At 65.7% G+C, this 21,852-nt stretch carries 24 protein-coding genes; 11 read left to right on the top strand and 13 right to left on the bottom strand.

The annotated features are described in order from the left end of the window. Positions 1-14: 14 nt before the first annotated feature. Genes napA (CIT37_RS09655) through CIT37_RS09645 form a run of 3 tightly spaced genes read left to right on the top strand, consistent with a single transcriptional unit; the run spans position 15 to position 3,631 of the window. Entirely contained in the window at positions 15-2,519 is a 2,505-nt protein-coding gene (napA, locus tag CIT37_RS09655) for a nitrate reductase catalytic subunit NapA (protein ID WP_095426631.1), read from the top strand. Positions 2,520-2,522: 3 nt separating this feature from the next. Next, entirely contained in the window at positions 2,523-2,993 is a 471-nt protein-coding gene (locus CIT37_RS09650) for a nitrate reductase cytochrome c-type subunit (RefSeq protein ID WP_028140228.1), read from the top strand. Further along, positions 2,990-3,631, top strand: coding sequence for a NapC/NirT family cytochrome c (locus tag CIT37_RS09645; RefSeq protein ID WP_028140229.1), 642 nt, complete (start codon positions 2,990-2,992; stop codon positions 3,629-3,631). The genes CIT37_RS09650 and CIT37_RS09645 overlap by 4 nt, the downstream gene beginning before the upstream one ends. Before the next feature lie 73 nt (positions 3,632-3,704). Here the strand turns inward: CIT37_RS09645 and CIT37_RS09640 are convergent, their stop codons facing one another. From CIT37_RS09640 to CIT37_RS09605, 8 genes are read right to left on the bottom strand one after another with little or no spacing between them, the layout of a single operon-like run. Beyond that, the gene (locus tag CIT37_RS09640) at positions 3,705-4,316 is read right to left on the bottom strand and encodes a DUF2478 domain-containing protein (protein WP_161966361.1); all 612 of its coding nucleotides are present in this window, start codon (positions 4,314-4,316) and stop codon (positions 3,705-3,707) included. A gap of 5 nt (positions 4,317-4,321) precedes the next feature. Beyond that, positions 4,322-5,038 carry a NapC/NirT family cytochrome c gene (locus tag CIT37_RS09635; RefSeq protein WP_063711736.1) on the bottom strand — a complete coding sequence of 239 codons (717 nt, stop codon included), beginning with the start codon at positions 5,036-5,038 and terminating at the stop codon, positions 4,322-4,324. A gap of 7 nt (positions 5,039-5,045) precedes the next feature. Then, a complete protein-coding gene (locus tag CIT37_RS09630) occupies positions 5,046-5,513 on the bottom strand; it encodes a nitrate reductase cytochrome c-type subunit (RefSeq protein ID WP_038970850.1) in 468 nt (155 codons plus the stop codon). Continuing rightward, positions 5,510-6,454 carry a quinol dehydrogenase ferredoxin subunit NapH gene (gene napH / locus CIT37_RS09625; RefSeq protein ID WP_095426633.1) on the bottom strand — a complete coding sequence of 315 codons (945 nt, stop codon included), beginning with the start codon at positions 6,452-6,454 and terminating at the stop codon, positions 5,510-5,512. The genes CIT37_RS09630 and napH overlap by 4 nt, the downstream gene beginning before the upstream one ends. Then, positions 6,451-7,215 carry a ferredoxin-type protein NapG gene (gene napG, locus CIT37_RS09620; RefSeq protein WP_095426634.1) on the bottom strand — a complete coding sequence of 255 codons (765 nt, stop codon included), beginning with the start codon at positions 7,213-7,215 and terminating at the stop codon, positions 6,451-6,453. The genes napH and napG overlap by 4 nt, the downstream gene beginning before the upstream one ends. Positions 7,216-7,233: 18 nt before the next feature. After that, on the bottom strand, positions 7,234-9,783 hold the full coding sequence (gene napA, locus CIT37_RS09615) for a nitrate reductase catalytic subunit NapA (protein WP_038948467.1): 2,550 nt from the start codon (positions 9,781-9,783) through the stop codon (positions 7,234-7,236). Between the two features lie 26 nt (positions 9,784-9,809). Beyond that, complete coding sequence (locus tag CIT37_RS09610; protein WP_049801838.1) at positions 9,810-10,145, bottom strand: chaperone NapD; 336 nt, start codon at positions 10,143-10,145, stop codon at positions 9,810-9,812. Next, complete coding sequence (locus CIT37_RS09605; RefSeq protein ID WP_157158058.1) at positions 10,138-10,416, bottom strand: 4Fe-4S dicluster domain-containing protein; 279 nt, start codon at positions 10,414-10,416, stop codon at positions 10,138-10,140. Before CIT37_RS09605 ends, CIT37_RS09610 begins: the two co-directional genes overlap by 8 nt. A gap of 482 nt (positions 10,417-10,898) precedes the next feature. Here CIT37_RS09605 and CIT37_RS09600 point away from each other — a divergent pair, with 482 nt between their 5' ends. Then, entirely contained in the window at positions 10,899-12,014 is a 1,116-nt protein-coding gene (locus CIT37_RS09600) for an ATP-dependent DNA helicase (RefSeq protein ID WP_028140233.1), read from the top strand. Positions 12,015-12,222: 208 nt separating this feature from the next. On the opposite strand, the gene CIT37_RS09595 is transcribed toward CIT37_RS09600, so the two are convergent. Beyond that, on the bottom strand, positions 12,223-13,905 hold the full coding sequence (locus CIT37_RS09595; RefSeq protein WP_095426635.1) for a tetratricopeptide repeat protein: 1,683 nt from the start codon (positions 13,903-13,905) through the stop codon (positions 12,223-12,225). Between the two features lie 257 nt (positions 13,906-14,162). On the opposite strand from CIT37_RS09595, the gene msrA reads away from it, so the two are divergent. From msrA to CIT37_RS09575, 4 genes are all read left to right on the top strand, one after another. Beyond that, positions 14,163-14,879, top strand: coding sequence for a peptide-methionine (S)-S-oxide reductase MsrA (msrA, locus tag CIT37_RS09590; RefSeq protein WP_095426636.1), 717 nt, complete (start codon positions 14,163-14,165; stop codon positions 14,877-14,879). A gap of 31 nt (positions 14,880-14,910) precedes the next feature. Then, the gene (gene msrB, locus CIT37_RS09585; RefSeq protein ID WP_095426637.1) at positions 14,911-15,330 is read left to right on the top strand and encodes a peptide-methionine (R)-S-oxide reductase MsrB; all 420 of its coding nucleotides are present in this window, start codon (positions 14,911-14,913) and stop codon (positions 15,328-15,330) included. A gap of 107 nt (positions 15,331-15,437) precedes the next feature. Next, positions 15,438-15,602: a DUF3309 family protein gene (locus CIT37_RS09580; RefSeq protein ID WP_080670079.1), complete on the top strand. Its 165-nt coding sequence runs from the start codon at positions 15,438-15,440 to the stop codon at positions 15,600-15,602. Between the two features lie 213 nt (positions 15,603-15,815). Beyond that, positions 15,816-16,109 carry a hypothetical protein gene (locus CIT37_RS09575; RefSeq protein ID WP_018318374.1) on the top strand — a complete coding sequence of 98 codons (294 nt, stop codon included), beginning with the start codon at positions 15,816-15,818 and terminating at the stop codon, positions 16,107-16,109. 135 nt (positions 16,110-16,244) lie between these two features. Here CIT37_RS09575 and CIT37_RS09570 read toward each other — a convergent pair whose 3' ends face one another. Both CIT37_RS09570 and CIT37_RS09565 read right to left on the bottom strand, forming a co-directional pair. After that, on the bottom strand, positions 16,245-16,799 hold the full coding sequence (locus tag CIT37_RS09570) for a DUF4112 domain-containing protein (protein ID WP_095426638.1): 555 nt from the start codon (positions 16,797-16,799) through the stop codon (positions 16,245-16,247). Positions 16,800-16,860: 61 nt separating this feature from the next. Next, a complete protein-coding gene (locus tag CIT37_RS09565; protein WP_028140238.1) occupies positions 16,861-17,286 on the bottom strand; it encodes a DUF5413 family protein in 426 nt (141 codons plus the stop codon). 142 nt (positions 17,287-17,428) lie between these two features. On the opposite strand from CIT37_RS09565, the gene CIT37_RS09560 reads away from it, so the two are divergent. The 3 genes from CIT37_RS09560 to CIT37_RS09550 all read left to right on the top strand — a co-directional run bounded on the left by CIT37_RS09560 (position 17,429) and on the right by CIT37_RS09550 (position 18,488). Then, a complete protein-coding gene (locus tag CIT37_RS09560; protein WP_028140239.1) occupies positions 17,429-17,671 on the top strand; it encodes a hypothetical protein in 243 nt (80 codons plus the stop codon). A gap of 37 nt (positions 17,672-17,708) precedes the next feature. Next, on the top strand, positions 17,709-17,939 hold the full coding sequence (locus CIT37_RS09555) for a hypothetical protein (protein WP_026202008.1): 231 nt from the start codon (positions 17,709-17,711) through the stop codon (positions 17,937-17,939). 255 nt (positions 17,940-18,194) lie between these two features. Continuing rightward, a complete protein-coding gene (locus CIT37_RS09550) occupies positions 18,195-18,488 on the top strand; it encodes a hypothetical protein (protein WP_162832256.1) in 294 nt (97 codons plus the stop codon). 64 nt (positions 18,489-18,552) lie between these two features. On the opposite strand, the gene CIT37_RS09545 is transcribed toward CIT37_RS09550, so the two are convergent. Together CIT37_RS09545 and CIT37_RS09540 are read right to left on the bottom strand one after the other, a co-directional pair. Next, a complete protein-coding gene (locus tag CIT37_RS09545; RefSeq protein ID WP_095426639.1) occupies positions 18,553-20,160 on the bottom strand; it encodes a hypothetical protein in 1,608 nt (535 codons plus the stop codon). Between the two features lie 37 nt (positions 20,161-20,197). Then, positions 20,198-21,490 carry an adenylosuccinate synthase gene (locus tag CIT37_RS09540; RefSeq protein ID WP_028140242.1) on the bottom strand — a complete coding sequence of 431 codons (1,293 nt, stop codon included), beginning with the start codon at positions 21,488-21,490 and terminating at the stop codon, positions 20,198-20,200. Positions 21,491-21,852 lie beyond the last annotated feature (362 nt).

The following is a 21,852-nucleotide window of genomic DNA, read 5'->3' as shown; positions in this document are numbered from 1 at the left end:
CCGGGAGAGCCATCATGACATCGCCAAAGCTCGACCGCCGCCAGATGCTGAAGCTGGAGGCTGCCGCGATCGCGGCCGCCGCTGCCGGCATGCCGGTCCCGGCGCTCGCCGCCAATCTCGCCGCCGAGCGGGAGGCGAGCGAATTGAAATGGGACAAGGCCGCCTGCCGCTTCTGCGGCACCGGCTGCTCCGTGATGGTCGCCACCAAGGACAACCGCGTGGTCGCGACCCACGGCGACATCAAGGCCGAGGTCAATCGCGGCCTCAACTGCGTCAAAGGCTATTTCCTCTCCAAGATCATGTACGGCCACGACCGCCTGACGCAGCCGATGCTGCGCAAGGCGAACGGCAAATACGACAAGAACGGCGAGTTCACGCCCGTGTCCTGGACCGAAGCCTTCGACATCATGGAGGTGAAGTGGAAGGAGGCGATGAAGAAGCGCGGACCGAACGGCGTCGCCATGTTCGGCTCGGGCCAGTGGACGATCTGGGAAGGCTATGCCGCCTCGAAACTGTTCAAGGCCGGCTTCCGCACCAACAACATCGATCCCAACGCGCGGCACTGCATGGCTTCGGCCGTCGCCGGCATGATGCGCACCTTCGGCATCGACGAGCCGGCCGGCTGCTACGACGACATCGAGGCGACCGACGCCTTCGTGCTGTGGGGCTCCAACATGGCGGAGATGCACCCCATCCTGTGGACGCGCCTCGCCGACCGCCGGCTCTCGGCGCCGCATGTCCGCGTCGCCGTGCTCTCGACCTTCGAGCACCGCTCGTTCGACCTCGCCGACATCGGCATGGTGTTCAAGCCGCAAACCGACCTCTACATTCTCAACGCCATCGCCCATCACATCATCAAGACCGGCCGGGTCCACAAGGACTTCGTCGCCGCACACACCATCTTCAGGCGCGGCCAGACCGACATCGGCTACGGCCTGCGGCCCGAGCATCCGCTGCAGAAGAAGGCGACGGGTGCGGCGAAGGCCAATGACTCCACCGACATGAGCTACGACGAATTCGTCAAGTTCGTCTCGGACTACACGCTGGAGAAAGCGGCGGAGATGTCCGGCGTGCCGCTGAACCGCCTCGAGGCGCTGGCCGAGCTCTATGCCGACCCGAAGACCAAGGTGGTCTCGTTCTGGACCATGGGCTTCAACCAGCACACCCGCGGCGTCTGGTGCAACAACCTCGTCTACAACATCCATCTGTTGACCGGAAAGATCTCCTCGCCCGGCAACAGCCCGTTCTCGCTGACCGGGCAGCCCTCCGCCTGCGGCACCGCGCGCGAGGTCGGCACCTTCTCGCACCGCCTCCCCGCCGACATGGTGGTGACCAACAAGCAGCACCGCGACCACGCCGAGCATCTCTGGCTGCTGCCCGAGGGCACCATTCCCGACAAGCCCGGCGCACATGCCGTGTTGCAGAGCCGGATGCTGAAGGACGGCCTCATCAACGCCTATTGGGTGCAGGTCAACAACAATCTCCAGGCCGGCCCCAACACCAACGAGGAGACCTATCCGGGCTTCCGTAATCCCGACAATTTCATCGTGGTCTCGGACGCCTATCCGTCGGTGACGGCCCTGGCCGCCGACCTGATCCTGCCGACCGCGATGTGGGTGGAGAAGGAGGGCGCTTACGGCAACGCCGAGCGGCGCACGCAGTTCTGGCACCAGCTCGTCAACGCGCCCGGCGAGGCGAAGTCCGATCTCTGGCAGCTCATGGAGTTTTCCAAGCGCTTCAAGATCGAGGAGGTCTGGCCCGAGGAGCTGATCGCCAAGAAACCCGAGGTTCGCGGCAAGACCCTGTTCGACGTGCTCTACAAGAACGGCCAGGTCGACAAATTCCCGACCTCCGAGATCGAGGAGGGCTACGCCAACGAGGAATCCAAAGCATTCGGCTTCTACGTGCAGAAGGGACTCTTCGAAGAATACGCCTCGTTCGGCCGCGGCCACGGCCACGACCTCGCGCCGTTCGAGACCTATCACCGCGAGCGCGGCCTGCGCTGGCCTGTCGTCAACGGCCAGGAAACCAAATGGCGTTTCCGCGAGGGCAGCGACCCCTACGTCAAGCAGGGCACCGACGTGCAGTTCTACGGCTATCCGGACGGCAAGGCGCGCATCTTCGCCCTGCCCTACGAGCCGCCGGCGGAATCGCCCGACGGCGAATATCCGTTCTGGCTCTCGACCGGCCGCGTGCTGGAGCACTGGCATTCCGGCACCATGACGCGCCGCGTGCCCGAGCTCTACAAGGCCTTCCCCGAGGCCGTGTGCTTCATGCACCCGGACGATGCGCAGGAGGCCAAGTTCCGTCGCGGCGACGAAGTGAAGGTGGTCTCGCGGCGCGGCTTCATCCGCGCCCGTGTCGAGACACGCGGCCGCGACCGGCCGCCGCGTGGGCTGGTCTTCGTGCCGTGGTTCGACGAATCCAAGCTGATCAACAAGGTGACGCTGGACGCCACCGATCCGATCTCGCTGCAAACCGACTACAAGAAATGCGCCGTGCGCATCGAGCGGGTGTGAGCCATGATGAAGCGACTTGGCATTGCCGTGCTGGCGCTCGCGATTGCCGCGGGGGCGAGCGCGCTGACCGCGCAGACGCTCAATTCAGGCCTGCGCGGCCCGACCCCGCTTAACGACGAAGGGCCGGCGCCGACGATGCTGCCGAACCGCAACACCTCCGAGAAGGAGACGCGCAACTACCCGGAGCAGCCGCCGGTGATCCCGCATACGATCGACGGCTACCAGATCGACCTCAACGGCAACAAGTGCCTGTCCTGCCATGCCCGCGCGCGCACGGCGGAGTCGCAGGCGCCGATGGTCTCGATCACCCACTTCATGGACCGCGACGGCCAGTTCCTGGCCTCGATCTCGCCGCGTCGCTTCTTCTGCACGGAGTGTCACGTGCCGCAGAACACCGCCAATCCGCCCGTGAGCAACGACTTCGTCGACATCGACACGCTGCTCTCGCGCGCAAGCCCCGGTGGCCGCCGATGAGCGCGACCACGGAGGAGTCCAAGCCCAGGCGCGGCTTCATCGCGCGAACCTGGAGCTTTGTGCTCGAGCTCTGGGGCGTGCTGAGGCGCCCGAGCTCTGTGTTCGCGCTCGGCACGCTCGTGCTCGCGGGCTTCGTGGCGGGCGTCATCTTCTGGGGCGGCTTCAACACCGCGCTGGAACTGACCAACACCGAAAAGTTCTGCACCGGCTGTCACGAAATGAAGGACAACGTCTATGCGGAGCTGAAGTCCACCATCCACTTCTCCAACCGCTCCGGTGTCCGCGCCACCTGTCCGGACTGCCACGTGCCGCACAACTGGACCGACAAGATCGCGCGCAAGATGCAGGCGTCCAAGGAAGTCTGGGGCAAGATCTTCGGCACGATCGACACCCGCGAGAAATTCATGGATCACCGGCTCGAGCTGGCCGCGCATGAATGGGCGCGCTTCAAGGCCAACGATTCACTGGAATGCCGCAACTGCCACAGCGCGGATTCCATGGACATCACGAAGCAGTCGCCGCGGGCCTCGGTTGCGCATCAGCGCTACCTGTTCAGCGGCGAGAAGACCTGCATCGATTGCCACAAGGGCATTGCCCACAAGCTGCCCGACATGCGCGGCGTTCCCGGCTGGCAATAGCGCTTCCGCCCCCGCTTGAACCAGCGGGAGCAATGGCGCCCGCCGGTCCGGTGGGACGAGCCGGGAGGCGGCCTCAGGCCACGTGTAGCTGCTCGCTGCCGGCCTTCGCGCTACCAGTCTTGGGCTGACCGAGCAGAGCTGCAAGAGCCGCGATCGCCTCCTGGCTCGGCTCCGGCGTTGCCGCGACCGTCCTGAAATACTCGCCGCAGAAATCGGTCCAGGCTTGCTGATTGCCGCTGGGAACGCCGATCACGAGGCTCTTGCCGGACTCGATGCAATGGGCAATCAGGTCGCGCAGCCCTCCGCCTTCCGCCTCGGCCTTGCCGAACTTGTTGAGAAACACGATCTCGGCGTCGGCGAGCTGGGCTTCGACCAGTTGCGCCGCTTCGAGCAGGCGCGGCGTGGACAGACGGCAGGAGGTCGCACCTGCGCCGAGATCCTCGGAGATCGACATCGACCGGCCGGTGGCGAGCTCGTGCAGAACCATGTCGCAGCGTGTGCGACCCGGCTGCGGCACGTCCTCCTGGATCAGGCCGGCCAGGCTCTTGCCCGAGCCGCGAAGCTCGGTGACGAGACCGGCGAACCACCGGTTCACGGCCGGGCCCGAATCATAGACCAGGGCAACGCTGACGGCGGCGGAAGGCCGGGGCGCGCTATCCGCCGTATCGCGGGATTGCTGAAGCATGTCCATCACCTCGCCGCCTTCGCCTTGGCGACGTCGGCATCCTGCAGGAAGTCGATCATGCGCTGCACGGGGCCGACCTCGTCGATATGCTCGAGCATATCGCGATATCCCTCCTGCGCCTTGGGCGGCAGCTTGTGCGCGATGCCCTGGTGGCAATCGATGCAGGTCTTCCCCTGCGCGAACGCGGTCTGGTGCAGCTTGGAGGCGCGCGGCTCCTGCACCGCATACTCCATGTGGTCGAACTTGTGGCAGTTGCGGCACTCACGCGAATCCGTCGTCTTCATGCCGCGCCACACGCTCTTGGCAAGGTCGATGCGGTGGGCGTTGAACTTCTCGGGCGTGCCGATGGTGCCGAGGATCTTGTGCAGCACCTCGTTCGAGGCCTGGATCTTGCGGACGACCTTGTGGCTCCATTCCTTCGGCACGTGGCAATCCGGACAGCTGGCGCGCACGCCGGTGCGGTTCGAATAGTGAACCGTGTTGCGGTATTCGAGATAGACGTTTTCCTTCATCTCGTGACAGGAGATGCAGAACTGCTCGTTGTTCGTCAGCTCCATCGCCCAGTTGAAGCCGCCCCAGAACAGGACGCCGCCGGCGAATGCGACGATGGCGATCAGTCCCCAGGCGTAGCGCGCGGTCGGCGAGAAGAACCATCGCCACAGCCGTTTCAGGCGACCCGGCTGCGCTGCTGCGACGGCGGCAGAAGTGCTGGTGTCCTGCATGTCAGCCTCACTTCGCCTGCGTCGCGTTCTGGAAGATGTTGCCGACCAGCGGCTTCGCGTCGGCCTGCGGCACGTGGCATTGCTGGCAGAAGTAACGCGTGCCGGCGACCTTATCGAGCCGCACGCCCTGGCGGTCGACGTAATGCGTCTCCGAGATCTTCGGCGCGTTGACGCGCGTATTGCCGGGCCAGTCGTGGCAGCCCATGCACGCGTTGTTCTCCGTCGTGATCTGGTAGCCGTCGATCTTGTGGGGGATCAGCGGCGGCTGCTGGCGATAGGCGCGCTCGAAGCCGCTCGCCGGCACCGACTGCTTGGTCACGTCGGGCGGCGCCGACATCTCGGTCAGCGGGGCCTCGCGCAGCGCCTTGGGCTGCTTGGCCTCCTGCGCAAGCGGGCCCGACACCGCGAACGGAATTGCAACTGCGACGGCGACGGCCGCCGCCGCGATCAACGGAATCAGTCGAACAAACGTCATGGGAGGTCCCTTTCAAGGACGGCCGGCTGGGAAGAGACGACGCGCGCCGCTGGCGATGGCGCGGTCATGGAGGGGTCCGGACGCGCCGCATTGCGGCCGCGCAGACCGAGATGAAAGACCTGCTTGGAGCAGACGTCGATGCAGGCTCCGCAGAGCGTGCAATCGCCCGCAATGATGACCGGCGTGGCGCCGCTGCGCTCGCCCCTGAGCGCGGGGCCGATGACATGCGGCTCCGGACAGACGGCGAAGCAATCCATGCAGTCGTTGCAGGCGGCACGGTTGTCGGCGGTGACGCGCAGCAGCGCGACCTTGCCGATTTGGCCGTAGAACGCGCCGACGGGACAGAGATGACCGCACCAGCCGTGCCTGGCGACGAGGAGATCGAACACGAAGATCGCCGCGGTGCCGCCGGCGCCGAACCAGAGACCGAACACCAGCGCGCGATGCAGCGCCGTCACCGGGTTGATCAGCTCCCAGGCGATCGACCCTGATAGTGCGGAGGCCGCGAGCACCGCGCCGACGAAATAGAGCCTGAGCTCCGGGCGGATCTTGGCCGTGAAGGTGATGCCCAGCCGCCGCCGCAGCCAGGCAGCAAGATCGGTCGCCGGATTGACCGGGCAGACCCAGGAGCAATAGGTCCGGCCGCCGAACAGCAGATAGGCGGCGAGCACGATCGCGGCGCCGATCACCGAGAGGCCCTCGGGCCAATGGCGCGCCGCGAGCGATTGCAGCAAGACGAAGGGATCGGTCAGGGGCAGCGTGCCGAGCGTCATCGACGAGGCCAGCGTGCCCTTGGCGATCCAGACGCCCAGAAGCGGTCCCGACAGGAACAGCGCGAGGAAGAACAGCTGGCTCGCCCGCCGCAGCACCAGAAACCGCGAGGCGGCCCAAAGTCCCTTGACCGCGCGCGCTTCGACATAAGGCCTGGCATTCGCCGTCATGGCGTGCCTCCCTCGGGTCTGCGCACCGGCAGCTTGAGCGGCGCGTCGACCAGGGCTCCGCCGGCCCTGGACTTCTCTTCCCAGCCGCGCTTGTAGTGCGCATCCTGCTTCAGCGCGGCCACCTCGATCGGCAGCACCTTGATCGCGGCATCGGTCAGCACGCAGGACTTCTCGCACTTGCCGCAGCCGGTGCAGGACTCGGCGTGAACGACCGGCTCGAAGATCGCGTGCTTGGTCGTGCGCGCATTGTGCGAGACCTCGAGCGTGATCGCCTTGTCGATGGCCGGACAGACCCGATAGCAGACGTCGCAGCGCAAGCCCTGCAGATTGAGGCAGGTCTCGCGGCTGGTGATCACCGCGACGCCCATCTTGGCCTTCGCGATGTCGGTCAGCGCATGCTCGAGCGCGCCGGTCGGGCAGGCCTTGACGCAGGGAATGGTGTCGCACATCTCGCAAGGCACGTTGCGGGCGACGTAGAACGGCGTTCCCATCGCGGGCCCGTCGGCCCAGTCCGCCAGCTTCAGGGTGTCGTAAGGACAGTCGCGAACGCACAGGCCGCAACGGACGCAGGCCGCCAGAAAATCCTTCTCGGGCAGCGCACCCGGCGGCCGCAGCGTCTGCGCTGGCTTGGCCCGCGAGGACACGCCGAATGCCGTCAGCATCGTTGCGGCGACGGCTGCGCCGCCGCCGAAACGCGTCATATCCTGCAGCGCCTTGCGGCGGCGCGGATCGCGCGGGATGCCTGAGCTGGAATCCGACATGGCTCGTCCATCGAGGGTTTAGGCCGACGTCACGCGGCAGGCGCACTTCTTGAAGTCGGTCTCCTTCGAGATCGGACAGGTCGCATCGAGCGTGAGCTGGTTGGCGAGCTGGCTTTCGTCGAAGAACGGGAAGTAGACGAGGCCCCGCGGCGGCTTGTTGCGGCCCTTGGTCTCGACCCGCGTGACCACCTCGCCGCGCCGCGTCTGGATCTTCACCGGCTGTCCGCGCAACAGCTTGCGCTCGGCCGCGTCGTCCGGATGCATGAACAGCGTCGCGGCCGGCACGGCACGGTGCAGCTCGGGGACGCGGCGCGTCATCGAGCCGGAATGCCAGTGCTCCAGCACGCGGCCGGTGCACAGCCACAGATCGAACTCCTTGTCGGGCGTTTCGGCCGCCGGCTCGAACGGACAGAAGATGATGCGCGCCTTCTTGTCCGGCTTGCCGTAGAACGACACGCCCTCGCCCGGCTTGACGTAGGGATCGTAGCCCTCGCGGAAGCGCCAGAGCGTCTCCTTGTTGCTGACGACCGGCCAGCGCAGGCCGCGCGCCTGGTGATACTGCTCGAAATCCGCCAGATCGTGGCCGTGACCGCGGCCGAACTTGGCGTATTCCTCGAACAGGCCCTTCTGCACGTAGAAGCCGAATGCGGCACTCTCCGAATTGTCAAAACCCTTCTGGCACTCGGTGATCGGGAACTTGTTCACCTCGCTGTTGGCGTAGAGCACGTCGAACAGCGTCTTGCCGCGCACCTCCGGCTTCTTGGCGATCAGCTCCTCCGGCCACACGTCCTCGATCTTGAAGTACTTGGAGAACTCCATCACCTGCCAGAGATCGGAGCGCGCCTCGCCCGGCGCCTTCACCTGCTGGCGCCAGAACTGGGTGCGCCGCTCGGCATTGCCATAGGCGCCCTCCTTCTCCATCCACATCGCCGTCGGCAGGATGAGGTCCGCAGCCAGCGTGGTCACGGTCGGATAGGGATCGGAGACGACGACGAAGGCAGCCGGATTGCGATAACCGGGATAGCCCTCCTCATTCATGTTCGGGGCCGTCTGCATGTTGTTGTTGCACTGGACCCAATAGGCGTTGAGCTTGCCGTCCTTCAGCATCCGGTTCTGCAGCACGGCATGGTAGCCGATGTTGCCCGGGATGGTGCCCTCGGGCAGCTGCCACACCTTCTCGGCCGTCTCGCGGTGCTTCGGGTTGGTGACGACCAGATCGGCCGGCAGGCGATGGGCAAAGGTGCCGACCTCGCGCGCGGTGCCGCAGGCCGAGGGCTGGCCGGTCAGCGAGAACGGGCCGTTGCCGGGCTCCGAGATCTTACCCATCAAGAGGTGCACGTTGTAGATCATGTTGTTGACCCACGTGCCGCGTGCATGCTGGTTGAAGCCCATCGTCCAGTAGGAGACGACCTTCTTCTTGGGATCGGCATAGAGCTTTGCGAGCCGCTCGAGATTCTCCTTCGGCACGCCCGACATCTTGTGAGCATAGTCGAGCGTATAGGGCTCGAGCAGCCTCTTGTACTCGTCGAATCCGATCTTGTCCTTGAACCCGGCCGGATCGAGCGCGCCGTCCTTGCCGGCCTTGTGCGAGGCGTTGAGCGCCTTGATCTCGAGGGCGTGCGTCGGCCGCAATCCGTAGCCGATGTCGGTCACGGTCGATGCGAACTCGACGTGCTTCTCGACGAAGTCCTTGTTCGTCGCACCGGAGTTGACGATGTAGTTCTGGATGTAGTTGAGGATCGCCATGTCGCTCTGCGGGGTGAACACCAGCGGATTGTCGGCGAGCTCGAACGAGCGGTGCTCGAAGGTGGAGAGCACGTGGACTTCGCAGCCCTCATGGGTCAGACGGCGGTCGGTCAGGCGCGACCACAGGATCGGATGCATCTCCGCCATGTTCGAGCCCCACAGCACGAACGCATCGGCATGCTCGATGTCGTCGTAACAGCCCATCGGCTCGTCGATGCCGAAGGTGCGCATGAAGCCGGTGACGGCCGAGGCCATGCAGTGGCGCGCATTCGGATCGAGGTTGTTGGAGCGGAAGCCGGCCTTGTAGAGCTTGGCGGCGGCGTAGCCTTCCCAGATGGTCCACTGGCCCGAGCCGAACATGCCGACGGTCGAGGGACCACCGGCCTTCAACGCGGTCTTCCATTTCTCGGCCATGAGCTTGAAGGCGTCGTCCCACGAGATCGGCGCGAACTCGCCGTTCTTGTCGAACTTGCCGTTCTTCATGCGCAGCATCGGCTGGGTCAGCCGGTCCTCGCCGTACATGATCTTGGACAGGAAGTAGCCCTTGATGCAGTTGAGGCCGCGATTGACCGGCGCATCGGGATCTCCTTGCGTCGCCACGACCTTGCCGTTCTTGGTGCCGACGATCACGCCGCAGCCGGTGCCGCAGAAGCGGCATACGCCCTTGTCCCAGCGGATGCCGTCGGTCTTCCCCGGCTGCGCGATCGCCGCATCCGGCAGCGTCACACCGATGGTCGAGGCGGCAGCAACCGCTGCGGCTGCCTTCAACGCATCGCGGCGGGTCGCCGTGGCTTCATTTCCGTTCGTCAACTTCGTAACCATCGTCGGTCTCTCCGGCTCAACGAATCTCAAATTGCGGAAGGGCGCGCGTGCGCGCCGGAATTCTGGCAGAGGCCGCCGCAGCAGGCGGCCGGCTCGGTCTCGATCGCGCTCTCGTCGTCGGGCGCATCGAAGGCGTGAAAGATCAGCGAGGCACTGACGACGCCGGGCAGGCGATGCATCGCGGCGATCTGGTCGATCGCCAGCGAGGCCGGCGTATCGACGACGGTCAGCGCAAGCCGGTTCTCGCCGGATGCGGCCTCGAGCTCGACGCCGGGCAACGCCAGGATCCGGTCCGTCAGACCGTCCGCGGCATCCGGTGCGAGATAGACGGCAACGCCGCAGATGTTGGTGGCCTCAGCCATTGTGCACGACCAGGTTTGCAAGTTCGGATACCAGCGCGATCCGGTCCCGCGGCGCGAGCGCGATGGCTTCGACCGGGCAGACCGGGATGCAGTCGCCGCAGCCGGTGCAGGCCGCGGCATCGATGACGGCGCCGAGCTTCTCGCGCGCGAGAATGCGGATGGCGGAATGCTCACAGGCTTCGACGCAGCGACGGCAGACCACGCCGTGTCTTTCGACGCAGGCGCTCGCGCTGGAGACGGTCGCCACCTGTTCGGGGCACGACTCGTTCACGCGCGGCGCAAGCGCGTCGCGGCCGGATGCGAAAGGCAGAACGGCAGAGAATAGTGAGCGTCGCGACATTGGTCTCGGCATATCCGAATCCTCACGGGCAGACCCGTGTTGAGGAATTTTCCAGGAGAATGCGCCCCATCGGGCACATCTCGGTCGACGCCGTTGTCACCGCTGCGGACCATAGGTTCGCGCTGTCCATGTTGCATTGCGCTAGATCAACCGGCGTCGCGAACGCGCGCAAGCAACGATTAACCTGCGGGTCGTTTGCCGCACGAAATTGCGCAAACCGGGCAAGGCGTTTACTTCGCCTTCACCTGCGACGTGACGAGGCGGATTTACGGCCGCGAGGCGGGCCAGCGGAAGCTGACGACCGCCCGCTGACGCCTCGATCTTCGCTGCTGCATCCGGCTTGAAAGCGGGGGTCGAATGATTAACTTGGGGCGTAGCGAATCGCCGCCTTTTCGCCCTTCCTCAAGACAGATATGGCCAGTTTCACACCGCATCAGGATGCCGCTCTCAAGGCCGTCGGCGACTGGCTGAAGGCCAAGCCGGGCCGCAATGGCACGCCGCCGATCTTCCGTCTGTTCGGCTTTGCCGGCACCGGCAAGACCACGCTGGCGCGGCACATCGCCGACGGCGTCGACGGCGAGGTGAAGTTCGCCGCCTTCACCGGCAAGGCCGCCCTCGTCATGCGCAACAAGGGGTGCGACGATGCCTCCACCATCCACTCCCTGATCTACCGCGCCCGCGAATCCGGCGAGGAGCAGCCGAGCTTCGAATTGTGGGACGACGCGCCGGCCTCGAAGGCGAAGCTGATCGTGATCGACGAATGCTCGATGGTCGACGCCGAATTGGGCCGCGACCTGATGTCGTTCGACTGCCCGCTGCTGGTGCTGGGTGATCCCGCGCAGCTGCCGCCGATCCAGGGCGGCGGCTTCTTCACCAACACCGAACCGGACGCGATGCTGACCGAGGTGCACCGCCAGGCGCAGGACGATCCGATCGTGCGGATGTCGATGGACGTGCGCGAGGGACGCGAGCTCGACATCGGCCGCTACGGCGAGAGCGAGGTGGTGTCGCGCAAGGAGCTCGATCCTGACAGGGTCATGGGCGCCGACCAGGTGCTGGTCGGCCGCAACAACACCAGGCGCGCCTACAACATGCGGGTGCGCCAGCGCCAGAACATCGAGGACGTCTTCCCGGTCGCCGGCGACAAGCTGGTATGCCTGCGCAACAACCGCAAGAAGGGCCTGTTCAACGGCGGGCTATGGCGCGTGAAGTCGCGCAACACCTCGCGCGCGAAATCGCGCATCCTCAGCATGCGGCTGTCGCCGGACGAGGATTTCGGCCACAAGGTGACCAAGGTCTCGGTGCGCGCCGATTGCTTCGAGGGCGGCGTCGAGCAGATCGCCTGGGAGCAGCGCAAGCCCTATGACGAGTTCGACTACGGCTACGTGCTGACCGTGCACAAGTCGCAGGGCTCGCAATGGGACGACGTCGTGCTGTTCGACGAGAGCTTTGCGTTCCAGGACTCAAGGGCGCGGTGGCTGTACACAGGCATCACGCGGGCGGCGAAAAGGTTGAGTATCGTGGTTTAGGTGCCGAGGCCCGAGCCTCGACCTCCGCTGTCGTCCCGGACAAGCGTAGCGAAGCGGAGCGCCGATCCGGGACCCATACCCACAGGAAGATGATTGACGAAGACTCGGAGTGGGAGTTTTGCCTCACGCTCCTGCCTGGGGTTATGGGTCCCCGCGTTCGCGGGGACGACAGCGGTTATGAGGTGGCGTTGCCGCGCCTCACGCTCAGTTATTTCCCCGCGACAAAATAAAAATCTTCCCGTCCCGGCGGCGAGCCGTAGGTGAACGGCTGCTGCTCGTGCCTGGTGGCGGCCCAGACGTCGTCGCGGATGATGTCGAACAGTTTTCGGATCTCGATGCGGGGCTGCTTGATCTCGCGGGCCAGCGCGGTGGCGAACGGGCTGTTGGCGCTGCCGTCGCCGTCCATCGCGGTCTCGCCGTGCTTGGCGGCGTAGACCACCATGAAGCCGGCGCCGGGCTCGATGTTGGAAAAGCCCTTGTCGACCAGCTTCAGCGACAGCGTGCGCTGCATGCTTGGCGCGAACGGATTGTCGCGGCAGGCATCCAGGACCACGAGACGCATCTTTCGCGCGGCACCGACCGCGGCGATCACCTGTTCGAGGGCGACCGCCTGGGTCTCGGCGTCCTTGTCGGCGGCGAGCTTGGCGTCGACGGGAACGAGATAGTTCACCCCGCCGATCTCGAAGCCGTGGCCGGCGTAATAGACCACGGCCCAGTCGGCCTTCTCCGCTTCCTCCGCGAAGGCCTTCAACGCGTCAAAGAACTTGTCGCGGGTGAGGTCATTGACGGAAATCACGCTCTGGAAGCCGACGTCGCGCAGCACGCTCGCGATCAGTTTGGAATCGCGCGGCGGATTGGGCAAGGCGTGGACGTTCTTGTAGGCGCCGTTGCCGATCACCAGCGCCACGCGGCGCCCGGTTGCCCCGGCCGGCGCCTGCAGCGTCAGCGCGGCGAGCCGCTCCTGCGCGACGGCACGGGCGCGGGCGACGTCGGGCTCGTCGAACTTCGTCAACGAATAGGCGGCCGCGCGGAAATCGGCGCGCGCTTGCGCGAGATCCTTCTTCCGCTCGTAGATCTGGCCGCGACCGGAATGCGCGCGGATGTTGTTCGGATTGATCTGGATGGCCGTGTTGTAATCCTTCAGCGCGGCGTCGAGGTCGCCCTTCATCATGCTGACGTCGGCGCGGTTGTTGATCGCGAACACGTTTTTCGGCTGCCGCTCGATCAGGCCGTTGCAGTCGGCAAGCGCCTGCGCGTACTTGCCCATCATGCCGTACGTGATGCAGCGGTTGCTGGCGATCTGCGGCGCGGCCGGGTCGATCTTCTCGGCCTCCGCGAAATCCGCGATCGCGCCGTCGAAATCCTTCATCAGCGTCCGCGCGCGGGCGCGATTGGTCCAGCCGAGCAGGAATTTGGGCGTGTATTTGATCGACAGGCTGAAATCGTCGATCGCGCTTTGCAACGCGCCGCGGCGCGCGTAGATGACGCCCCGATTGTTGTAGGGCACACCATAGGTGGGGCGCTTCTGGAGGGCGAGGTTGTAGTCCGCCATGGCGAGGTCGTCCTGGCCCTTGCGCTCATAGGCGAGGCCGCGCAGGTTGAGAGCAATCACGTAGTCCGGATCGAGATCGACCGCGATGGACAGGGTCTCGATCGCGTGGTCGTAATCGCGCTTGCTGATCAGCGTATTGCCGCGCACCGAGAGCGCGATGGCCTTGTCCTTGCCGCTGAGCTTGTCGGCCTTCAGCAGATTGTCGCAGGCGCTCGCGCGGGCCTGGGCCTCCGCCTGGCGGTCACGGCAGAGGGTGAGATCGTCGGCCTGCGGGTCGGCCGCCGCGCTGAACAGGCCGGCCGTCAGGATGACGAGGGTCAGGGAAACGACGCGCAGCATGGGTCAGGCCTGCTCCAGCCAGATTCTTCTTAAGTCGATCATCGATCGCACCGGTTCATCTAGCGCGGAGTTCCCGGTCTCGCCAAGCCGCCGGCGCCCGGCTATCCCGCGCGGCTCATTTCACAGACTCGTGTCCGTCCCGTCGTAACAATCGGCGGCCGCGTCCGTACCTCGGATGGTGCGAAAACGCAGCCGGGCAACTGTTCGTCCGGCCCCGACCGCCCTAGACTGTCAGACCTTCCGAAAGAGGATCCGCCATGCGCCGACCTGCCCTCGCCTCCCTGCTCGCCGCAACCACCGCCCTTTCGCTAACCTTTGCGCTGGCCTTTACCGCGCCGTCCCGGGCTGCGGAGGATGCGGTCGTGATCCCCGCCCCAGCCATGGATGCGGCACCCGCGAGCGGGATCCAGACCGCCGTGATCGCCGGCGGCTGCTTCTGGGGCGTGCAGGGCGTCTTCCAGCACACCGCGGGCGTCGTCAACGCGGTCTCCGGCTATGCCGGCGGCACCAAGGCGACCGCCGACTACCAGACGGTCTCGAGCGGCCGGACCGGCCATGCCGAGGCGGTCGAGATCAAGTACGACCCGAAGAAGATCTCCTACGGCAAGATCCTCCAGATCTACTTCTCGGTGGCGCACGACCCGACCCAGCTCAACCGCCAGGGCCCCGACGTCGGCACGCAATATCGCTCGGCCGTCTTCACCACCTCCGACGAGCAGAAGAAGGTGGCGGAGGCCTATATCGCCCAGCTCAACGGCGCCAAGGTCTTCAGCAAGCCGATCGTGACCAAGGTCGGCGCGCTGGAGGCGTTCTACCCGGCGGAGGCCTACCACCAGGACTATCTGACGCTGCACCCGAACCAGCCTTACATCGCCTATAACGACCTGCCCAAGCTCGAGAACCTGAAAAAGCTGTTCGCGGATAACTACATTGAAAAGCCGACGCTGGTGAGTGCCAGCAAGGCCACCAACTGATCGCGAGATCACCGAAACAAACGGGAGACCCATGCCCGACACCAAAATGAAAACCACCGATAACAAGGTCATCAAGAGCGAAGAGCAGTGGCGGCGCGAATTGTCGCCGATGCAGTACGCGGTGCTGCGCGAGAAGGCGACCGAGCGTCCCTTCTCCGGCGAGTATGAGCACGACCACCGCGCCGGCACCTACACGTGCGCCGGCTGCGGCAATGTGCTGTTCGAGTCCGACGCCAAGTTCGATTCCGGCTGCGGCTGGCCGAGCTTCACCCAGCCCGCCGTGGAGAGCCATATCGACGAGGAGCGGGACGTCAGCCACGGCATGATCCGCACCGAAGTGCTCTGCTCCAAATGCAGCGGCCATCTCGGCCACGTCTTCCCCGACGGCCCCGGGCCGACCGGCCTGCGCTACTGCATCAACTCGGCCGCGCTGAAGCTGCAGCCGAAATAAGGTTGCGCGCGGCCTGGTTCCTTCGTGGAACCCGGCCGCGCGATGTGCTTTTCTCGTCTGGCGGTGCGGCCGATCATCGCATTTGGCGGCCGCCAGGGGAGGATGCCATGTCACTCGGGACCGTCCTGATCATCCTGGTGATCATCTATCTGCTCGGCGGCCTGTCCGGCCGCATCGGCGGTTACGGCTATGGGATGGGCCATTCCGGCATGGGCATCGGCGGCGTCGTGCTGGCGGTGCTGGTCGTCCTGCTGCTTCTTGGCAAATTGTAATCCATATAAACCATTGAAATAGTTTGATTAATTTCATCCGCGGAGCTGCCATGCGCGGATTCATCATCTCCCATCGCGGGGGTCGCATTTTTGTCAAATCGGCCTATATTAGAGGGCGAAATGGCATGTGCGGCGGGCTCGCTCGATGGCGGCCCCTGCCCTCCCAAACCCCACGCGCTTAAAGCCCCAGAGAAGATCACGAGGTCTTTGACCATGCGTCCACTGCGTCCGTTCAACTTCAACACCTCCGCCGAACTCTTCCCCGCCGCGATCCGCAAGAAGAAGCGCGCAGGCTTCACCTATCGCCGGTTCGGCACCGCGGCCGAAGCCGTGCAGTTCGCGATGGAGCAATTGCCGACGGATTCACTGAACGGCGCCTATCTCCAGGTCGAGGAAGCGCGTTTCGACCAGAACGGCATCCGCTCGCTCTATGAGAGCGAAGCCTTCCCGTTGCCCCGCCGTCCCAAGCCGGCGCCGGCCGAGACCGACGCCGCCGACGCGGCCTAAGTTTTCGCAAGCCTCCGATGTGCGCAGAAAGCGCGATGGCCGAAAGGCTGTCGCGTTTTTTGCGTTTGGGGGTTCTCCCCGCAGCGGCGCATCATCGACCAGATGGCCTCGCGGCAAGCGCTCCCGGCCGCCGCGCTAAATCCGCGGCTGCTTGTCGAGCCAGCGGCGGAGCAGACGCACGTTGCGCATGTTGGCGCGGAACATCACGTCGAAAGCGTCGCCCGCGAACGGGACCATGCCGACCACGCCGTCGAGCGCGACATTGCCGAGCATGCGGGTGGTGATGTACCAGGGCGCGCCCAACGCGCGGGCCTCCCGCACCAGCCACAGCGAGATCGCCGTGGTGATGATGTCGCCGACGACGGGGATCAGGCCTATCAGCCCGTCGATGCCGTAGCGGATGTTGGTGCCGGGCAGGATGAAGGCGACGTCGAGCAGCTTTGCGATCGCCTCGATCCGCGCGATCCGCTGCTCGCGCGTCAGATTGCCGAACGGACTCCCGGCGAATGGATTGTCCTTGCCAAGCTCGAAACCGAATTCGCGAAACCCCTGCTGCAGCGTCTCGGGGCGGATTTCCCGGCCGTCCTGGTCGATGATCGGCCCGCGTGCCTCGGTGCCGAAAGAGGTCGCGCGCGAGCTCCCCGGACGGGATCTGCGTGGAGCTAGGATGTCGTCGTCGGACATGGTCATGGCCTTCAGGGAACGCGCGGACGCGGCTGAGGTTGCTGCGCCGCGTCCGAACGTCGCGCGCTCACGTCGGCGCCGCCACCGGATGCGGCTCCTTGATGTATTTATGCACGAGCCAGGACGAAATCACCGCCGGCACGAACCCGACGAGGCCATACAGGATGAACTGCACCGCGCCCGAATCCGGCCCGCGCGAGCTGTAGGTGAGCGAGGCCAGCACGAAGGCGAACAGGCCGACCAGGAGCATCCGCAAGCCCGGGCCGATCCGCCTGACATGGGTCAGGATGTCATCGACTGCGCCGATCATCAGCGAAGGCAGGAAGCCGAACAGATAGCTGTACTGCAGGGTCTTGAAGAACACCGCGAACAGCTTGCCGACCTCGCCGAGACTGGTCTGGGCCCAATAGCCGGACTGATAGGTCGTCGTCAGCAGCAGGAGGAACCCGCCGACGAACGGGCCCACCAGCGCAAACACCAGATAGCGTTTCATCAAACACCTCACGTTTCGCCGGTGTTATAGCAGCGCCCCGGGAACCTTGAATAGCGGGGCGAGCTCTGCCTTTGGAGGAACAAGTGGCAAGGCGACGAGTTCAGACAGGACCTGAATTATCCCTGTCAGATTGGAGCCGCCGATGGCCCGCAGATTTCTCCTGGCGACGATCACGCTGGCAGCCCTGAGTGGCCTGTCGAACGCACCCGCTCTTGCGCAAGGCCACATGGGCTCGCCCCAGGAACAGCAGGCCTGCTCGCGCGACGCCTCGCGCTTCTGCCGCAAGGACCTCGGCAATGACGGCGCCGTGCAGGGCTGCCTGCAAGCCAACCGGGCCAAGCTGTCGCGCTCTTGCAGCAAGGTGTTTCAGAGCCACGGCATGTGAGGACCGCGACCATCCCCAGCGAACGGAGAGTGAAGCCATGTTGCGCGACGAACAGCTCTCGATCCTGCGGGACATCAGCCAGTCCGTTGCCTTCGCCGACGACCGCCACGGCAAGATCGGCGAGCTCATCGCCGACGGCTACGTGATGAAGGACGGCGATTTGTTCGAGCTGACTGCCAAAGGCGTCACCGCCGTCGAGGAACACGCCGCCGCGCTCGGCGCGAGCGATGTGGAACAAGCGAGCGCCTCCTTCGATCGGATGATCTGATCGCGCACGCTTTGTGCGTGACGTCCCCGCAACAATTGTAAATTCCTTTGCGCCTGCCATTGCAGCCGCGTGACAATGGCGCATACTTCGCTCGGGCGGCGCAGCACTTTTCGATTCGAACATCAAGAAATCGAGCGACCACATGCGGGACCAAAGTTCCCGACGTGAAGGCTGTGACATGCGGCAGATCAAGCCGTGTGCGGCGCCCCAAAAACCAAGTGGCTCAAGCTCACGGAACTCGGGGACGCATTCTGCATGACACGCTATCAGACGATCGCTTCGCTGCTTAAGACCACCGCTTCGCTGTTGGCCGTAGCAACCACCGCCATCGCACTCCAGACCTCACCCGGCCTCGCCTTCTCGTCCGAAGCGCAGCAGATGTGCACGGGCGATGCGATGCGGCTGTGCTCAAGTGAGATCCCCGACATTCCCAGGGTCAGGGCCTGCATGGTGCGGAACAAGGCCCAGGTCAGCCCCGGCTGCCGCGCGGTGATGGACCGCGAAGCCGCGGCATCAGCATCGCGCAAGCGGGAAGCGGCGGCGCAATAGTAATCCATGAAGAATGTCATTCCGGGGCGGTGCGCAGCACCGAGCCCGGAATGACAGCAGTGCCTCAGTCGCCCCACTGTGCGAAGGCGTCGTTGAAGGCGCGTTCGCCGGGGGCGCCCTTCTCGATGGCGATGATGGCGCGGCGCTGATTGGCATAGACCAGCGGCACGTCGAACCACGAGCGCTCCTTCAGGAGCTGAACGTTGCGGGAGCGGTCGGCGTCGACATTGGACAGGCCGACCAGGAAGAAGCCGTCGGTGACCTTGACCGCGAGGCCGGCGAGCGGCGTGCCGCGCGCCTGCTCGTTCGACTTCATCAGAATGCCCGGCACGTTGGAGACGCTGCCGCCGGGAAAATCCGGCGGCAGGATGAAGGTCAGCTCCGCCGTGTGGCTCGCCGGCAGCGAGGAATCGGTGTTGCGGCGGAACGACATCGTCATCTTGAACTTGCGGTCGGGGATCTCGATGTCGGCACGCACGGCGACGTCGGCCTTCTGGTTGCCCGACGCCTTGATCGGCTCGAGCCGCCACACCACCGAGCCGACATATTGCTTGCCCTTCGGATCGGACGGATCCTCGTCATAGAGCACGACCTTCTGCGCCACCGGCGCGACCGGCTGGTCGCTGGCCGAGGGCTGGCCGACGCGATCCGGAATCTTGGGCTTGCTCTGCGGCTGGGACGGATCCTTCGGCGCCTCCACCACCTGGGTCGGCGAGGACTTGAGCAGGTTGGTCGCGATCTGGACCAGCTGCTTGCCCCAGAGGATGCCGGCGCCGACCAGGATCAGCACGATGCCGACGGCGATCGCACTCTTGAACGGGAAGGCGGAGCGCGTGCGGGCGCGCTTCTTGGCGTCGCGCTCGGGCGCGATGCGCGGACGCGGCGACGGCGGCTGCGGCGCGTAGCGCTCGGCCTCCTCGACCGACTCGTCGTAGGAATAGGGCGCGTCCTGCTCGCCGGCGCGGTTTTCCAGGCTCGGCTCGAGCCGGTCGAATTCCGGCGAGGGCGAGGGCACGTTGGCGTAGGTGCGGCGCGCGGCGCGGCTGGCCTGGGCGGCAGCGCCGCCGAGATCGTTGGCGTCCGCCGTGATGTCGCGGAAGCCGCGCACGCCCGGTGCCGGCGGCAGCGGCGGCGGAGGTCCGACATCGGGCGGACGGCGCGCACCGGCGCGATCGCGCCCGGCCGCCGGCTCCGGCATCGGTGGCGGGGCGGACGGTCCCGGTTGGCGCGGGGCGTCGAAACGGGGCGCACGCGGCGGACGCGGGGCCTCGCTCTGGTCATCGACGTTGAAGGAGGGACGGTCGGCGCGCGGCGGCGGCGGAGCCGGACGCGTCCGCGGCGGGGCCGGCGCGGCCGCGGCGGGGCTGCCTTCGGCGGCTCGGGTGCTGGCGCGGCGGAAGGCATCTCCGCTGCTGCCGCCGCGGGCGCCGCCACCGGGGCGCGAGGCCTCGCGGGCGCGCTGGGCAGCCTCCGATTCGACCTTGCGGACGGCCTCCTCCAGCGACAACCTTTCGCGGGTGATCTCGGATTCGGAGAGCGGCGGCTGCACGCTGCGCAACTGCGCGATCAACGCCGTGCGCGCCCGCTCATAGAGCGCGCGACGGCTTTCGCCGGGAGCGTTCGGGTCCAGGGCGGCAATAGCGCGGGCGATCAGCGGATAGTAATCAGCCATTTCAACTCAACTATACGCGCGTCCCGGTAAGATATCGTTAAGCCTCAAACGGATTTTGCACCAGGATAGTATCTTCGCGTTCGGGGCTGGTGGAAAGCAGCGCAACCGGGCACCCCACCAATTCCTCGATCCGCCGGACATATTTGATGGCCTGGGCCGGCAGGTCGGCCCAGGACCGCGCATTGGCGGTCGGCTCCTTCCAGCCCTCGATGGTCTCGTAGATCGGCTCGACCCGGGCCTGGGCGCCCTCGCCGGCGGGGAAGTGGTCGATCTCCTTGCCGTCGAGCTTGTAGCCGGTGCAGACCTCGATCGTGTCGAAGCCGTCGAGAATGTCGAGCTTGGTCAGCGCCAGGCCGTTGATGCCGCAGGTCCGGACCGCCTGGCGGACCAGCACGGCGTCGAACCAGCCACAGCGGCGCGGACGGCCGGTGTTGGTGCCGAACTCGCGGCCGCGCTCGCCGATCCGGCGGCCGGTCTCGTTGTCCTGCTCGGTCGGGAACGGGCCCTGGCCGACGCGGGTCGTGTAGGCCTTGCACAGGCCGAGCACATAGCCGACCGCCCCGGGTCCGAGGCCCGAGCCGGTCGCCGCCTGCGCCGCCACCGTGTTGGACGAGGTGACGTAGGGGTAAGTGCCGTGGTCGACGTCGAGCAGCGCGCCTTGCGCGCCTTCGAACAGCATGCGTTTGCCTTCACGCCGCTTGATGTCGAGCAGCCGCCACACCGTCTCGGCGTAGGGCAGCAGCTCCGGCGCCAGCGCGCTCAACTCCTTCAAGATCACCTTGCCGTCGAATTCGGGCAGGCCGAGGCCGCGGCGAAGCGCGTTGTGGTGGGCAAGCAGCCGGTCGATCTTGTGCGGGAGCGTGTCGAGGTCGGCGAGGTCCATCAGGCGGATGGCGCGGCGGCCGACCTTGTCCTCATAGGCAGGCCCGATGCCGCGGCGGGTGGTACCGATCGCGGTCGCCGCACTGGCGGATTCGCGATGCGCATCGAGCTCGCGGTGCAGCGGCAGGATCAGCGTGACGTTCTCGGCGATACGCAGGTTCTCCGGCGAGACCGCGACGCCCTGCGCTCGCAGCTTGGAGACCTCGTCGAGGAAGGCGGCGGGATCGAACACCACGCCGTTGCCGATCACCGACAGCTTCTGCTCACGCAGGACACCGGAGGGCAGCAGCGCGAGCTTGTAGGTCTTGCCGTTGATCACCAGCGTGTGGCCGGCGTTATGACCGCCCTGGAAGCGGACGACGATGTCCGCCTGCTCCGACAACCAGTCGACGATCTTGCCCTTTCCTTCGTCGCCCCACTGGGCGCCGACGACGACAACATTGGCCATTCGCGGGTAATCCTTCGAAGATTTCTCTGTAGGTGGCACGATCCGAACGGAAAATTGGTACCCATTTTTCCGGAATCATGCCTGCGCCCAGCCCAATTCCCGGCCAGAGGCCGTTCGCACCGAGGCAGCCCAACCGGATAAAGGAAGCAGCCTCTCTAGGCAAGCAAGAACGGGGCATTTTCAGGGCTTCGAGGCTACTCCAAGCCTTTGATATCCCCGGAAAATCCAGAAACCTTCGCGGCCAGCGCGCAGGCTTCGACCAAAGCGTGAGAGGCTCAATCCGCCGCTGCATGGTCGCGATGCGTCCGCCCCCCGTTGATGCAGCTCCGATTTCCGTGTCTTTGGGCAGCGCCGGGCGATCA

It is taken from the genome of Bradyrhizobium ottawaense (assembly GCF_002278135.3).
Lineage (GTDB): Bacteria > Pseudomonadota > Alphaproteobacteria > Rhizobiales > Xanthobacteraceae > Bradyrhizobium > Bradyrhizobium ottawaense.
This window is presented reverse-complemented; position numbering and strand designations above follow the sequence as displayed.